The sequence below is a fragment of the Buttiauxella sp. S19-1 genome, assembly GCF_022134725.1.
In the GTDB taxonomy this organism is placed as follows: domain Bacteria; phylum Pseudomonadota; class Gammaproteobacteria; order Enterobacterales; family Enterobacteriaceae; genus Buttiauxella; species Buttiauxella ferragutiae.
This window is the reverse complement of record NZ_JAHWLU010000001.1, coordinates 26435-41177: the sequence shown is the minus strand read 5'-3', so window position 1 is coordinate 41177 and position 14743 is coordinate 26435. Positions and strand designations below refer to the sequence as shown.

At 49.5% G+C, this 14743-nt stretch carries 13 protein-coding genes; 9 read left to right on the top strand and 4 right to left on the bottom strand.

The genetic code is table 11. The features are described 5' to 3' along the window. Positions 1-106 precede the first annotated feature (106 nt). On the top strand, positions 107-1549 hold the full coding sequence (gene degP, locus MES37_RS00195) for a serine endoprotease DegP (protein WP_064539790.1): 1443 nt from the start codon (positions 107-109) through the stop codon (positions 1547-1549). Positions 1550-1713: 164 nt separating this feature from the next. Beyond that, positions 1714-2871, top strand: coding sequence for a DNA-binding transcriptional regulator CdaR (gene cdaR, locus MES37_RS00190; RefSeq protein WP_121814277.1), 1158 nt, complete (start codon positions 1714-1716; stop codon positions 2869-2871). 48 nt (positions 2872-2919) lie between these two features. On the opposite strand, the gene MES37_RS00185 is transcribed toward cdaR, so the two are convergent. The 4 genes from MES37_RS00185 to map form a co-directional block, all read right to left on the bottom strand. Then, positions 2920-3309, bottom strand: a complete 390-nt coding sequence (locus tag MES37_RS00185) for a DUF3461 family protein (RefSeq protein ID WP_034493480.1) — start codon at positions 3307-3309, stop codon at positions 2920-2922. Between the two features lie 110 nt (positions 3310-3419). After that, positions 3420-4244 (bottom strand): 2,3,4,5-tetrahydropyridine-2,6-dicarboxylate N-succinyltransferase, encoded by an 825-nt coding sequence (dapD, locus tag MES37_RS00180; RefSeq protein WP_064539786.1) that lies wholly within the window; start codon positions 4242-4244, stop codon positions 3420-3422. Positions 4245-4282: 38 nt separating this feature from the next. Next, positions 4283-6955, bottom strand: coding sequence for a bifunctional uridylyltransferase/uridylyl-removing protein GlnD (gene glnD / locus MES37_RS00175; protein WP_064540234.1), 2673 nt, complete (start codon positions 6953-6955; stop codon positions 4283-4285). A gap of 62 nt (positions 6956-7017) precedes the next feature. Beyond that, the gene (map, locus tag MES37_RS00170; protein WP_064539784.1) at positions 7018-7812 is read right to left on the bottom strand and encodes a type I methionyl aminopeptidase; all 795 of its coding nucleotides are present in this window, start codon (positions 7810-7812) and stop codon (positions 7018-7020) included. Positions 7813-8122: 310 nt separating this feature from the next. On the opposite strand from map, the gene rpsB reads away from it, so the two are divergent. From rpsB to cdsA, 7 genes are all read left to right on the top strand, one after another. Further along, on the top strand, positions 8123-8848 hold the full coding sequence (rpsB, locus tag MES37_RS00165) for a 30S ribosomal protein S2 (protein ID WP_064516318.1): 726 nt from the start codon (positions 8123-8125) through the stop codon (positions 8846-8848). A gap of 276 nt (positions 8849-9124) precedes the next feature. Continuing rightward, the gene (gene tsf / locus MES37_RS00160) at positions 9125-9976 is read left to right on the top strand and encodes a translation elongation factor Ts (RefSeq protein ID WP_064539782.1); all 852 of its coding nucleotides are present in this window, start codon (positions 9125-9127) and stop codon (positions 9974-9976) included. 142 nt (positions 9977-10118) lie between these two features. After that, the gene (gene pyrH / locus MES37_RS00155) at positions 10119-10844 is read left to right on the top strand and encodes a UMP kinase (RefSeq protein ID WP_064516322.1); all 726 of its coding nucleotides are present in this window, start codon (positions 10119-10121) and stop codon (positions 10842-10844) included. A 171-nt stretch (positions 10845-11015) separates the two neighbouring features. Next, complete coding sequence (frr, locus tag MES37_RS00150; protein ID WP_034460857.1) at positions 11016-11573, top strand: ribosome recycling factor; 558 nt, start codon at positions 11016-11018, stop codon at positions 11571-11573. Positions 11574-11722: 149 nt separating this feature from the next. Then, positions 11723-12922 (top strand): 1-deoxy-D-xylulose-5-phosphate reductoisomerase, encoded by a 1200-nt coding sequence (ispC, locus tag MES37_RS00145; protein ID WP_064540231.1) that lies wholly within the window; start codon positions 11723-11725, stop codon positions 12920-12922. A gap of 186 nt (positions 12923-13108) precedes the next feature. Then, a complete protein-coding gene (gene ispU / locus MES37_RS00140) occupies positions 13109-13861 on the top strand; it encodes a (2E,6E)-farnesyl-diphosphate-specific ditrans,polycis-undecaprenyl-diphosphate synthase (RefSeq protein WP_064539780.1) in 753 nt (250 codons plus the stop codon). Positions 13862-13879: 18 nt separating this feature from the next. Next, entirely contained in the window at positions 13880-14737 is an 858-nt protein-coding gene (cdsA, locus tag MES37_RS00135; protein ID WP_064539778.1) for a phosphatidate cytidylyltransferase, read from the top strand. The last annotated feature ends 6 nt before the right edge of the window (positions 14738-14743 follow it).

Sequence of the window (14743 nt, the reverse complement as noted above, 5' to 3'; positions counted from 1 at the left end):
TTTACGTTTTCCAGTGACTTATAGACGGAACTTAGCGTCGCATTAGTCACTCTATATTGGCCTACACAGCAATTTTGCGTGACTTATTAACTTTGGATCGAAATCAATGAAAAAAACAACTTTAGCAATGAGCGCGCTGGCTCTGAGTTTGGGTTTAGCGCTGAGCCCTGTATCTGCAATTGCAGCAGAAACCGCATCTTCCGCATCCGCAGCACAACCGCTTCCAAGCCTTGCGCCGATGCTGGAAAAAGTGATGCCTTCAGTGGTGAGCATCAATGTTGAAGGCAGCACTACCGTTAACACGCCACGCATGGGACGTAACTTCCAGCAATTCTTTGGTGATAACTCACCATTCTGCCAGGAAGGTTCACCGTTCCAGAGCTCTCCATTCTGCCAGGAAGGTGCGCCTGGGAACGGCGGCCAGGGTGGTGGACAGCAACAGAAATTTGCAGCCCTTGGTTCTGGTGTCATTATTGACGCAGCGAAAGGCTATGTCGTGACCAACAACCACGTTGTTGATAATGCAACAAAAATTCAGGTCTCACTGAGTGATGGTCGCAAGTTTGAGGCGAAAGTGGTGGGTAAAGATCCACGATCTGATATCGCACTATTGCAATTACAAGATCCGAAAAATCTGACTGCCATTAAAATGGCTGATTCAGACGCATTGCGCGTTGGTGATTACACCGTGGCAATTGGTAACCCATACGGCCTGGGTGAAACCGTGACTTCCGGTATTGTATCTGCACTGGGTCGTAGTGGTCTTAACATTGAAAACTATGAAAACTTTATCCAGACAGATGCTGCAATCAACCGGGGTAACTCGGGTGGCGCACTGGTTAACCTGAATGGCGAACTGATCGGGATTAACACTGCGATTCTGGCACCGGACGGCGGCAACATCGGTATCGGCTTTGCCATTCCAAGCAACATGGTGAAAAACTTGACTGCTCAGATGGTGGAGTTCGGCCAGGTTAAACGCGGCGAGCTGGGGATTATGGGTACCGAGCTGAACTCTGAGTTGGCGAAAGCGATGAAAGTCGACGCGCAGCGTGGCGCATTTGTCAGCCAGGTGATGCCAAACTCTTCTGCTGCAAAAGCGGGTATTAAAGCCGGTGATGTGGTGGTGTCAATGAACGGTAAAGCAATTACCAGCTTTGCCGCATTGCGTGCTGAAGTCGGTTCTATGCCGGTGGGTAGCAAACTGACTCTTGGCCTGCTGCGTGATGGCAAACCAGTATCGGTAGATCTGGAGTTGCAACAAAGTAGCCAGACTCAGGTTGACTCAGCAACCATCTTTACCGGTATTGAAGGTGCTGAAATGAGCAACCGCAGCGGTAAAGGCGAAAAAGGGGTTATCGTTAACAACGTTAAAGGGAATACCCCAGCGGCACGTATTGGCCTGAAAAAAGGTGACATCATCATTGGTGTGAACCAGCAGGCAGTGAACAACATTGCTGAATTGCGTAAAATTCTTGACGCTAAACCGTCAGTAATGGCGCTGAACATTCAGCGAGGTGATACCACTATCTACCTGCTGATGCAGTAATTGTCACTGAGATACACTCAAAACTATCAGGGCCGCGCTATGCGGCCCTTTTTTGTGAGCCTTTCCACAACTCCATACTCTTCCTTTGTGCTTTGTGCATTTGCACAATGCTGGGGCGATTCATCTCGCCTATGCTAGGCCATTAGCACGATTCAGGAGGAAGCATGGCTGGCTGGCATCTTGATACCAAAATGGCGCAGGACATTGTGGCGCGCACCATGACCATCATTGATACCAACATCAACGTGATGGATGCGCGTGGGCGGATTATTGGTAGCGGTGATAAAGAACGTATTGGTGAACTGCATGAAGGTGCGTTGCTTGTGCTCTCTCAGGGACGTGTTGTCGATATTGATGACGCAGTAGCCCGGCATCTTCACGGCGTGCGTCAGGGCATTAACCTGCCTTTGCGTATCGATGGTGAAATCGTTGGTGTAATTGGTTTGACGGGGGAACCGGGCTCGTTGCGTAAGTACGGCGAGTTGGTGTGTATGACAGCCGAGATGATGCTTGAACAATCTCGTTTGATGCACCTGCTGGCGCAAGACAGCCGTTTACGCGAAGAGTTGGTGATGAATTTGATCCAGGCGGAAGAGCATACGCCCGCGTTGAGTGAATGGGCGCAGCGTTTGGGGATTGACCTGAATCAGCCTCGAGTGGTTGCCGTGGTGGAAGTCGACAGCGGTCAGCTTGGCGTGGACAGTGCCATGGAAGAGTTGCAACAACTGCAAACTGCGCTGACGACACCTGAGAGAAATAACCTGATTGCTATTGTGTCGTTAACCGAAATGGTCGTGCTGAAACCGGCACTCAACCAGTTTGGCCGTTGGGATGCAGAAGATCATCGCAAACGCGTTGAACAGTTGATTAGCCGCATGAAAGAAAACGGTCAGCTGCGTTTTCGCGTTGCATTGGGCAACTATTTTACCGGCCCTGGCAGTATCGCACGTTCGTATCGTACCGCTCGCACCACCATGATAGTTGGTAAACAGCGTATGCCGGAAAGCCGTGGCTATTTTTATCAGGATTTGATGTTGCCGGTGCTGTTGGATAGTTTGCGTGGCGGTTGGCAGGCGAACGAACTGGCTCGTCCGTTGGCTCGTCTGAAATCAATGGATAACAATGGATTATTACGCCGCACGCTTAGCGCATGGTTTCGTCATAATGTGCAGCCGCTGGCGACATCTAAAGCGTTGTTTATTCATCGTAATACGCTTGAATATCGGTTAAATCGCATCTCCGAATTAACGGGTTTGGACTTAGGGAATTTTGACGACCGGTTGTTGCTGTATGTGGCGTTGCAACTGGACGAACAGAGATGAAATAGAGTGGATGACGTTGTGTCATCCACTCGTGGCATACGCAGGACTTTATTTACCGCGGGTTAGCTTATCGAGATCGGATTCAATTTCACTGATCTTATGAGCAACCACAGACTCCAGATGGCGGAGATCGTCGAGAATTTTGCGTTTCAGATCGACTTCTGTGCGATCGCGCTGACACAGTTGATCCAGTTCATCAATCACATAACGCAAGTTCGGGCTGATTTCCTGTACTTCTTTGTAGCCCTGGCCAACGCCATCGGCAACGACAGTTTTACGCTGACGTGGGTATTTAAACTTCACGCTTTTAGCAAAAAACTCGCCTTTATCCTTCTGGAAATAGATTTTCAGGATATCGTTGTTGGCTTCCTGCCGGAGGCTATAACGATCGATTTCATCAGGATTGGTAATACCCAGACTTTTCAAGTTATCGTACATAGTGTTACCTTTTCGATATCATTAACCTATAGATAATCAACGGAAAATTCCCTTTCCGCCAGTCCCGGATGCAAAAAAGGCGAGTCGCCCCGCCTTTTGAACATTTATATTTAGTCGATAGTGCGAAGCAGTTCGTTGATGCCCACTTTACCGCGGGTTTTGGCGTCTACTTTTTTCACGATAACCGCGCAGTACAAGCTGTACTTACCATCTTTGGATGGCAGGTTACCGGAAACAACTACGGAGCCTGCTGGTACGCGGCCATAATGCACTTCACCCGTTTCACGGTCATAAATACGCGTGCTTTGACCGATGTAAACGCCCATGGAAATGACAGAACCTTCTTCAACGATAACGCCTTCCACAACTTCTGAACGCGCGCCGATAAAGCAGTTATCTTCGATAATGGTTGGGTTAGCCTGCAGTGGTTCCAGAACACCACCAATTCCCACGCCACCAGACAGGTGTACGTTTTTACCAATCTGCGCGCAAGAACCTACGGTCGCCCAGGTATCAACCATCGAGCCTTCATCAACGTATGCGCCGATGTTGACGTAAGAAGGCATCAGAACGGTATTGCGCGCGATGAATGCGCCCTGGCGTACTGCCGCTGGTGGCACAACGCGGAAACCTTCTTTCTGGAAGCGTGCTTCGTCATAGTTGGCGAATTTCATCGGCACTTTGTCGAAGTAGCGGCTTTCTGCGCCATCAATAACCTGGTTGTCATTGATACGGAAAGAGAGCAGAACGGCTTTTTTGAGCCACTGGTGGGTAACCCACTGGCCATCAATTTTTTCGGCAACGCGCAGCGCACCGCTGTCGAGCAGGGAGATGACCTGGTTTACCGCTTCACGAGTCACGGTATCTGCATTTGCCGGAGTGATTTCGGCGCGGCGCTCGAAAGCGGTTTCAATGATATTTTGTAGCTGCTGCATTAAAATTTTCCTGATCGTAGCTGAATTAAAAAAGACTGTTATTTATCGTTGGGATTAAGGGCCGCTGTCAACCGTTGCTGTACTTCCTGTTGTAACTCATCATTAAGAGCACGCCGGTCGGCAGTGGCTATTATAAATAAATCTTCTACTCGCTCACCAATTGTCGTGATTCTTGCACCATAAAGCGAGATCCCGAGATCGGCAAATACTTCCCCTACCCTTGCCAACAAACCCGGCTGATCTAAAGCAATCAGCTCGAGGAATGTGCGTCTGTCGGTGTGTGTCGGCAGGAAATTCACCTCAGTATCGACAGTAAAATGGCGCAGTTTTGCCGACTGGCGCCGGGGTTGTGGTGGCTGCCAGCTGGCTTGCGTGATGGCTTGTTCCAGGCTGTGGCAAATAAGCTCGTGCCTGTCGGCGGAAAGCGGGCTGCCGTCTGGCTCCAGAACGATAAAGGTATCCATCGCCATTCCGTCGCGGGTGGTAAAGATTTGCGCGTCGTGAACACTAAGGTTACGCCGGTCTAACTCCGCGCAAACCGCAGCAAACAGGTGAGGGCGGTCAGGGCTCCAGATGAAAATTTCGGTGCCACCGCGAGTTGCCTGCGGGCTGAGTAAAATCATCGGCTTGCTGAGATCGTGTTTCAGTAAATGGCGGGCATGCCAGGCAATTTGGTTTGGTGTATGGCGGACGAAATAGTTTGCCCGGCAACGGCGCCAGATATTATGCAGCGCTTCTTCGTTGATATTGTCCATACGCAACAATGCCAGCGCCTGTAATTGATGATGGCGCACACGTTCGCGCATATCCGGGCTGTTCTGCATCCCGCGGCGTAGCTGTTTTTCGGTTGCGAAGTACAGTTCACGTAGCAAGCTTTGTTTCCAGCTGTTCCACAAAGTTTCGTTAGTCGCGCAAATATCGGCAACGGTCAGGCAAACCAAATAGCGCAGGCGGTTTTCAGTCTGTACCTCTTCAGCGAACTGCTTAATCACTTCTGGATCCTGAATATCGCGGCGTTGTGCCGTTACCGACATCAGCAAATGCTGGCGTACCAGCCATGCGACTAACTGTGTTTCACGCGAGTTCAGCCCGTGAAGTTCCGCAAATTTTACAATGTCCTGTGCGCCGAGGACCGAGTGATCTCCGCCACGGCCTTTGGCGATATCGTGGAACAGGGCTGCGATCAGAATAAGTTCCGGATGCGCCAGGCGTGGCCACAGATCCACACATAAAGGATGTTTCGAGCGAGTCTCTTCTTTGGCGAAACTCTCCAGTTTTAGCAGCACACGAATAGTATGTTCATCAACGGTATAAGCGTGGAATAGGTCAAACTGCATCTGGCCGACGATATGCGACCACTGTGGCATATAAGCCCATAACACGCTGTGGCGGTGCATCGGTAATAATGCACGGCTAACGGCACCAGGGTGGCGCAGGATAACCAGAAACAGTTCACGCGCCTCAGGAATGTAGCAAAGAGGCTGTTTGAGATGGCGACGTGCATGACGTAAATGGCGCAGGGTAGTCGAATAAATTCCGGTGATGTCTCGATTGCGTACCATCGTGTAAAACATGCGCAGAATGGCCTGTGGCTCGCGCATAAACAGTGTTTCGTCACGCAGATCAATCAGTGTTCCGCGCAGCTGGAAGTCATCATCAAGCGGGCGAGGTTTTTCGCTGGCATCCAGGGCAAGAATCGCTTCGTCAAAAAGCTGCAATAGCATCTGGTTAAGCTCACCCACACGTCGGGTCACGCGATAAAAATCTTTCATCATGCGCTCGACTGGCTCATTACCTTCACCGGTGTAATTCAGGCGTTGGGCGACGCTGAGCTGGCGGTCGAACAATAAGCGGTTGTCGTAGCGATTCACTTCAAGATGCAGTGCAAAACGGATGCGCCATAACAGGTGCTGACATTCGTCGAGTTCATTTCGTTCCGCTTCGGTTAAAAAGCCAAAGCCGACCATTTCACTTAATGACGTTGCGCCAAAGTGGCGACGGGCAACCCATTGCAGGGTATGGATGTCGCGCAGGCCACCGGGGCTACTTTTGATATCTGGCTCGAGGTTATAACTGGTACCGTGATAACGTTGATGACGTTCGTTTTGCTCGTCAATTTTGGCGGCAAAGAATTTCGCCGATGGCCAAAAACCATCGCTAAAAATGTGTTTTTGAAGTTCGAGAAACAGAGCGACATCGCCAATCAGCAAGCGCGATTCAATCAAGTTAGTGGCGACGGTTAAATCTGACAAACCTTCGAGTAAACACTCTTCAAGCGTACGCACGCTGTGGCCGACTTCCAGTTTCACATCCCACAATAGCGTTAGCAGCTCGCCGATTTTCTGGGCTTGAGATTCGGTCAGACGCTTACGGCTGAGAATCAGTAAGTCAATGTCGGAAAGAGGATGTAGCTCCCCGCGTCCGTATCCCCCAACCGCGACCAGAGCCGTTTCGGCAACATCGCCAAAGTCATATTTCAGCCACAACCGCTGTAGCAGTTGATCGATAAATTCGGTGCGGGCATCCATTAACTTTTCGGCTGAAATCCCGTCATCAAAAGCGCGCCCCAGCCATTGCTGGAAGAGGTCGATTCGGGCTTTTATCTGGCTGCATTCAAGCTCTGCATCTGGCCAACTGACGGGGTATTCAGGTTGCCCGGAAATCTCAGGAAGCACTGTGGTCGCGTACTGCTCGGGTAAACTCTGGGTCATGTCGCCATCCATAAAAAAAGCCGGCATAAGCCGGCTTCGATCGCTGACTTTCGTCAGGCGAATCACTCGTTATGCGAAATCACACTTGGGATGGTGTCATCTTTACGCAAAGTGAGAATTTCGCAGCCGTTATCTGTCACCACAATAGTATGCTCGTATTGTGCAGACAAGCTGCGATCTTTGGTTTTCACCGTCCAACCGTCTTTCATGGTGCGAATGCGGTAATCACCGGAGTTCACCATCGGCTCGATGGTGAACGTCATACCCGGTTGCAGTACTACGCCGCCGTCGTCAGCATCATAATGCAGCACTTGTGGTTCTTCGTGGAATACGCGACCAATACCGTGTCCACAGTATTCACGTACTACAGAAAAACCTTCTGCTTCAACGAACTTCTGAATTGCCGCACCGAGGGTACGCAGGCGAATGCCTGGTTTTACCATGCGCAGAGACAAATACAGGCTTTCTTGCGTGATACGACACAGACGCTCACCAAGGATGGTTGGTTTGCCCACGAGGAACATTTTTGAGGTATCGCCGTGGTATTCATCTTTGATGACAGTGACGTCGATGTTGACGATGTCGCCATCTTTCAAAATTTTAGTGTCATCAGGGATACCGTGGCATACCACTTCGTTGATGGAGATGCACACGGATTTTGGGAAGCCGTGGTAACCCAAACACGCTGAAATAGCCTGTTGGTTGTTAACGATGTAATCGTTGCAAATACGATCCAACTCACCAGTGCTAACACCAGGCCGCACGTGAGGTTCAATCATTTCCAGCACTTCAGCGGCAAGCCTGCCCGCAACGCGCATTTTTGCAATTTCTTCAGGGGTTTTAATTGAGATAGCCATTAATTCGATCCGCAGGTGTCGTCAATATCGACAATAATTGAGCAAGTGTATAGCAATGTTATCAGGGCAGGCGATCGGTGCCAAATTGAGAATCCTTGCGCGCACTATCTGCCAACAACTATTGGAGTCCTGGTGCGTTTTATGGTATAAAGCGCGCCGGACTTGTATTTCGATTTTTCGGATACAGCCAACACTCTCACTTTGTGTAAATAACACACACGTATCGACACATATTCCGGGGTGCCCTTTGGGGTCGGTAATATGGGATACGTGGAGGCTTAACCCCAATCACTATATAGAGGTTTTAATCATGGCAACTGTTTCCATGCGCGACATGCTCAAGGCTGGTGTTCACTTCGGTCACCAAACCCGTTACTGGAACCCGAAAATGAAGCCTTTCATCTTCGGCGCTCGTAACAAAGTTCACATCATCAACCTTGAAAAAACTGTACCTATGTTCAACGAAGCTTTGGCTGAACTGAGCAAGATTTCTTCTCGTAAAGGCAAAATCCTTTTCGTTGGTACTAAGCGCGCAGCAAGCGAACCAGTAAAAGAAGCTGCTCTGAGCTGCGATCAGTTCTTCGTGAACCATCGCTGGTTGGGCGGTATGCTGACTAACTGGAAAACCGTTCGTCAGTCCATCAAACGTCTGAAAGACCTGGAAATCCAGTCTCAGGACGGTACCTTCGACAAACTGACCAAGAAAGAAGCGCTGATGCGTACCCGTGAGCTGATTAAGTTAGAAAACAGCCTCGGCGGTATCAAAGACATGGGCGGCTTGCCGGATGCACTGTTTGTAATCGACGCCGATCACGAACACATTGCAATCAAAGAAGCGAATAACCTGGGTATCCCAGTATTCTCTATCGTTGATACTAACTCTGATCCAGATGGCGTTGATTTCGTTATCCCTGGTAACGACGATGCAATCCGTGCTGTAACCCTGTACCTGGGTGCTGTAGCTGCTACCGTTCGTGAAGGCCGTTCTCAGGATCTGGCTTCTCAGGCAGAAGAAAGCTTCGTAGAAGCTGAATAATAAGGTTCGCTCTTATTTGAGCTCTTATTAACCAGGTATACCCTTTAGATTTCGAGTTGCAGGTAGACGGCAAACTCAAGAATCCCCAGGAGCTTACTTAGGTAAGTGACTGGGTGAGTGAGTGCAGCCAACGCCCCTGTGGCTTGAAAGATTATGGGTATATTGAATAGTTTGGTTAGGGGGCCTGCACAGGCCCCCTTTTTATTTTGAGCCAGGGTTCGTCTGTTCCGTGGACCAGGGCTTATCTCTCTCTACGAGATAACCGAGGATTTTAGAATGGCTGATATTACTGCTGCTCTGGTAAAAGAACTGCGTGAGCGTACTGGCGCAGGCATGATGGATTGCAAAAAGTCACTGACTGAAGCTAATGGCGACATTGAGCTGGCAATCGAAAACATGCGTAAGTCTGGTGCGATCAAAGCGGCTAAGAAAGCAGGCAACGTTGCTGCTGACGGCGTGATCAAAACTAAGATTGCTGACGGCTATGCTGTGATTCTGGAAGTTAACTGCCAGACTGACTTCGTTGCTAAAGATGGTGGTTTCCAGGCATTTGCTGACAAAGTGCTGGACGCTGCTGCTGCAGGCAAAGTAACTGACATCGAAGTGCTGAAAGCACAATTCGAAGAAGAGCGTGTTGCACTGGTTGCTAAAATCGGTGAGAACATCAACGTTCGTCGTGTTGCTGTTCTGGAAGGCGACGTTCTGGGTAGCTACCTGCACGGTGCTCGCATCGGTGTTGTTGTTGCAGCTAAAGGCGCTGACGAAGAACTGGTTAAGCAAATTGCTATGCACGTTGCTGCAAGCAAGCCAGAATTCGTTAAGCCAGAAGATGTGTCTGCTGACGTGGTTGAGAAAGAGTACCAGGTTCAGCTGGACATCGCTATGCAGTCTGGTAAGCCGAAAGAAATCGCAGAGAAAATGGTTGAAGGCCGCATGAAGAAATTCACCGGCGAAGTTTCTCTGACTGGTCAGCCTTTCGTAATCGACCCAAGCAAAACTGTTGCTCAGTTGCTGAAAGAGCACAATGCTGACGTGACTGGCTTCATCCGCTTTGAAGTGGGCGAAGGCATCCAGAAAGTTGAGACTGACTTCGCAGCAGAAGTTGCTGCAATGTCTAAGCAGTCTTAATTTTTAAAGGAGCCGCCAATTGGCGGCTCCTTTATATCTGCCTTTAAAAATCAGTCTGCTCTGATACAGATCTTACTGATATGCGACATTATGTCGCCTGAATTTACCATCCCCATTCGTTGACTGTTCCCAGGAAAGAATCATGGCTACCAATGCAAAACCTGTCTACAAACGCATTCTGCTCAAGCTAAGCGGCGAAGCGCTGCAAGGTACCGAAGGCTTCGGTATTGATGCAAGCATCCTTGATCGTATGGCTCAGGAAATTAAAGAGCTGGTTGAATTGGGCATTCAGGTCGGGGTGGTGATTGGTGGTGGCAACTTATTCCGCGGTGCGGGCCTGGCAAAAGCCGGTATGAACCGTGTTGTGGGCGACCACATGGGCATGTTGGCCACCGTCATGAACGGCCTGGCAATGCGTGATGCGCTTCATCGCGCCTATGTGAACGCCCGCTTGATGTCCGCTATTCCATTGAATGGCGTGTGTGATAACTACAGCTGGGCAGAAGCCATCAGCCTGCTGCGTAATAACCGCGTAGTTATCCTGGCTGCCGGTACTGGCAACCCGTTCTTTACCACTGACTCTGCAGCGTGTTTACGCGGTATTGAAATTGAAGCTGACGTCGTATTGAAAGCGACAAAAGTTGATGGCGTGTTTACCGCAGATCCGGTTCAAGATCCTACCGCTACGCTTTGTGAGCAATTGACCTATACCGAAGTACTGGAAAAAGAACTGAAAGTGATGGACCTGGCGGCGTTTACCCTCGCACGCGATCACAAAATCCCGATTCGTGTTTTCAACATGAACAAACCTGGTGCGCTTCGCCGTGTTGTGATGGGCGAAAAAGAAGGCACTTTAATCACTGAATAATTTCAGTCGATGATAAATCAGGGTAAGATTCGATTTCACTTACTCTGATTAATTGAGTAGCAGGCAACCCCAACGGGCGCCATGAATAAACAGGGCTATACTTAGCTCGCAGCGTCTGCATCGCAGCGTGAAGTGTGGTCTGCCCTAAACCAGTTTTCAAGGATTCGTAACGTGATAAGTGATATCAGAAAAGATGCCGAAGTGCGTATGGAAAAATGCGTAGAAGCATTCAAAACTCAAATCAGTAAAATCCGCACCGGTCGCGCCTCTCCATCTCTGCTGGACGGTATCATTGTGGAGTATTACGGAACACCAACTCCACTGCGCCAACTGGCAAGTGTAACGGTTGAAGATTCTCGTACACTGAAGATCAACGTGTTTGACCGCTCCCTGAGCCAGGCCGTTGAGAAAGCGATCATGACTTCCGACCTCGGTCTGAACCCAAGCTCTGCCGGTACCGACATTCGTGTTCCACTACCAGCACTGACTGAAGAACGTCGTAAAGACCTGATCAAAATTGTACGTGGCGAAGCTGAAGGCGCGCGCGTTGCGGTTCGTAACGTTCGCCGTGATGCTAACGACAAAGTTAAAGCGCTGCTGAAAGATAAAGAAATCAGTGAAGATGACGATCGTCGTTCACAGGATGACGTTCAGAAAATGACTGATGCTGCTATCAAAAAAGTAGATGCTGCGCTTGCTGAGAAAGAAGCTGAGTTGATGCAGTTCTAATCCGTTGAGATGACGGATCAAACGCCGTATACAGGCTGTGGCTAACGTTGCAGTCATTGTTTACGGCGTTTTGTTTTTCACGCGAAAGTGTCGGCAATCTCTCTGTGTCGCGGCAAACTATTATTAATTCTAAAATTCCAGAGCGTCTTATGAAGCAACTGACCATTCTTGGCTCTACCGGGTCTATCGGTACCAGTACCCTTAGCGTTGTTCGTCATAATCCTGAGAAGTTTTCCGTCACGGCATTAGTTGCCGGGAAAAATGTCGCGCGTATGGCCGAGCAGTGCCTGGAGTTCCAGCCAAAATGGGCAGTGATGGATGATGAGAAGTCTGCCGGTGAGTTACGTCGCCTGTTAAAAGAGCATGGGAGTCGCACCGAAGTCCTGGCAGGGCAGCAAGCGGCTTGCGAAATGGCCGCGCTGGATGAAGTTAATCAGGTTATGGCCGCGATTGTTGGTGCTGCGGGGCTGTTACCAACACTTGCAGCTATCGCTGCAGGCAAGCAAGTTTTACTGGCAAACAAAGAGTCGTTAGTGACTTGTGGTCGTCTATTTATGGACGCCGTTCAACGCAGTAAAGCCCAGTTGCTACCTATCGACAGTGAACACAACGCAATTTTTCAGAGTTTACCGGAACCAATCCAGCAAAACCTCGGGTACGCTGAACTTGAGAGTAATGGCGTTTCGTCCATTATTCTTACTGGGTCAGGTGGCCCGTTCCGTGAGACGCCTTTAGGCGACTTGGCTGCAATGACGCCAGACCAGGCTTGTAGCCATCCGAACTGGTCGATGGGACGTAAAATCTCTGTCGATTCAGCCACCATGATGAATAAAGGTCTCGAATATATTGAAGCTCGCTGGCTATTCAATGCAACAGCGAAGCAAATGGAAGTCCTGATACATCCGCAGTCGGTTATCCATTCGATGGTTCGCTATCGCGATGGCAGTGTATTGGCACAATTGGGCGCGCCAGATATGCGCACACCAATCGCACATGCAATGGCGTTCCCGGAGCGTGTTATATCCGGTGTTGAGCCGCTCGATTTTTGTAAAATTGGCACTTTCACCTTCATGGAACCAGACTATCACCGCTATCCTTGTCTGAAATTGGCGATGGACGCGTTTGAGCAGGGGCAGGCCGCAACGACAGTACTAAATGCGGCTAATGAAGTGGTTGTTGAAGCCTTCTTACGCGAACAACTGCGATTCACCGAGATTGCAGCCCTGAATCGGGCCGTGTTGGAAAGTGTTGATTTGACGGAACCGAAGAGCGTTGAAGATGTGATTACTGTGGACGCAAAAGCGCGTGAAGTTGCCCGAAATTTGGTGACACGTATCGCTTCCCGATGATTATTCATCCGGCTGATGTGCCTCCATTTGTTAGCTCTGTGCTTCAGTGATATAGTCTGCGCCATCTTTCAGTCGATAATTATTGACTGAAAGATAGGTAAGCCGTGTTATAGCACGGCTTTTTTATGTAAAAGCTGAAATCATTCTGAGTACCGCTTAATCCTTATCTGGGAATAATTACGTCTTATGTTGTCTGCAAACCAACAATTAAGCGAATCACAATCTGACCATGGCGCACGTCATGTTGCCATCATTATGGACGGTAATGGACGTTGGGCTAAACGACAGGGGAAGATGAGGATTTCCGGCCATAAAGCGGGTGCGAAATCAGTACGGCGGGCTGTGAGTTTTGCAGCAAACAACGGTATTGATGCGCTAACACTTTATGCCTTCAGTAGTGAAAACTGGAATCGCCCTGCTCAAGAAGTCAGCGCGTTGATGGAATTGTTCGTGTGGGCTTTAGACAGTGAAGTCAAAAGTTTACATCGACACAATGTTCGTCTGCGGATTATTGGTGATACCAGTCGATTCAATGCTCGCCTGCAAGAACGTATTAACAAAGCCGAAGCCCTCACCAGTGCCAATACCGGTTTAACTCTCAACATTGCCGCGAATTATGGCGGACGTTGGGATATTATTCAGGGAGTGCGGCATCTTGCCGAACAGGTACAGGAAGGCTTATTGCGCCCAGACCAGATTGATGAAGAGATGCTGAGTCAGCAAATCTGCATGAATGAACTGGCTCCCGTAGATTTAGTAATTAGGACAGGGGGAGAGCATCGTATCAGTAACTTTCTGATTTGGCAGATTGCCTATGCAGAACTTTATTTCACTGATGTTCTTTGGCCTGATTTCGATGAACAAGACTTTGAAGGTGCACTACATGCTTTTGCAAATCGAGAGCGTCGTTTTGGCGGCACGGCACCTGGTAGTGAGTAAGCCTGTTGGGGGTCACCTTTGCTGAAGTATCGCCTGCTTTCTGCGTTTATTTTAATCCCGGTGGTTATAGCCGCGCTATTTTGGCTCCCACCCGTAGGATTTGCTATTACCACTCTGGTGGTCTGCATGCTCGCCGCCTGGGAATGGGGGCAACTGGCAGGCTTTAAAGCACGCTCTCAACGAGTATGGCTTGCTGTGCTGTGCGGCCTGTTATTGGCGCTGATGTTGTTTGCATTGCCCGAATACCAGCGTACGGTCCATATTCCGCTCATTGAGGCGTCACTTTGGGCATCGCTTGCCTGGTGGTTTGCGGCACTGCTACTGGTGTTGTTCTATCCGGGCTCTGCATCCATTTGGCGTAATTCAAAAACACTGCGTTTGGTATTTGGTGTGCTGACGATCGTGCCGTTTTTCTGGGGCATGATTGTACTGCGTAACTGGCATTACGATATCAACCACTACACCGGTTCAATCTGGCTGTTGTATGTAATGGTACTGGTCTGGGGCGCGGACTCCGGAGCGTATATGTTTGGCAAAATGTTTGGCAAACATAAACTAGCTCCGAAAGTATCGCCTGGCAAAACATGGCAGGGCTTCTTCGGTGGCTTGTTCACTTCTGCGATTATCTCAGTGCTGTTCGGCATGTGGGCGAACCTGGATGTGTCACCGGCTATCCTGTTGACCTGTTCGGTCGTTGCGGCTCTGGCTTCAGTTCTTGGTGACTTAACCGAAAGCATGTTTAAGCGCGAAGCTGGGATTAAAGATAGCGGTCACCTGATCCCCGGTCATGGTGGTATCCTTGACCGCATTGATAGCCTTACAGCAGCAGTACCGGTATTTGCCTGTCTGTTATTGCTGGTATTCAGGACGATTTAACGGAAG

Bases quoted from the DNA above. Each gene is read 5' to 3' on its own strand.
- degP (WP_064539790.1), top strand. From the start codon at position 107: ATGAAAAAAACAACTTTAGCAATGAGCGCGCTGGCTCTGAGTTTGGGT.
- cdaR (WP_121814277.1), top strand. From the start codon at position 1,714: ATGGCTGGCTGGCATCTTGATACCAAAATGGCGCAGGACATTGTGGCG.
- MES37_RS00185 (WP_034493480.1), bottom strand. From the start codon at position 3,309: ATGTACGATAACTTGAAAAGTCTGGGTATTACCAATCCTGATGAAATC.
- dapD (WP_064539786.1), bottom strand. From the start codon at position 4,244: ATGCAGCAGCTACAAAATATCATTGAAACCGCTTTCGAGCGCCGCGCC.
- glnD (WP_064540234.1), bottom strand. From the start codon at position 6,955: ATGACCCAGAGTTTACCCGAGCAGTACGCGACCACAGTGCTTCCTGAG.
- map (WP_064539784.1), bottom strand. From the start codon at position 7,812: ATGGCTATCTCAATTAAAACCCCTGAAGAAATTGCAAAAATGCGCGTT.
- rpsB (WP_064516318.1), top strand. From the start codon at position 8,123: ATGGCAACTGTTTCCATGCGCGACATGCTCAAGGCTGGTGTTCACTTC.
- tsf (WP_064539782.1), top strand. From the start codon at position 9,125: ATGGCTGATATTACTGCTGCTCTGGTAAAAGAACTGCGTGAGCGTACT.
- pyrH (WP_064516322.1), top strand. From the start codon at position 10,119: ATGGCTACCAATGCAAAACCTGTCTACAAACGCATTCTGCTCAAGCTA.
- ispC (WP_064540231.1), top strand. From the start codon at position 11,723: ATGAAGCAACTGACCATTCTTGGCTCTACCGGGTCTATCGGTACCAGT.
- ispU (WP_064539780.1), top strand. From the start codon at position 13,109: ATGTTGTCTGCAAACCAACAATTAAGCGAATCACAATCTGACCATGGC.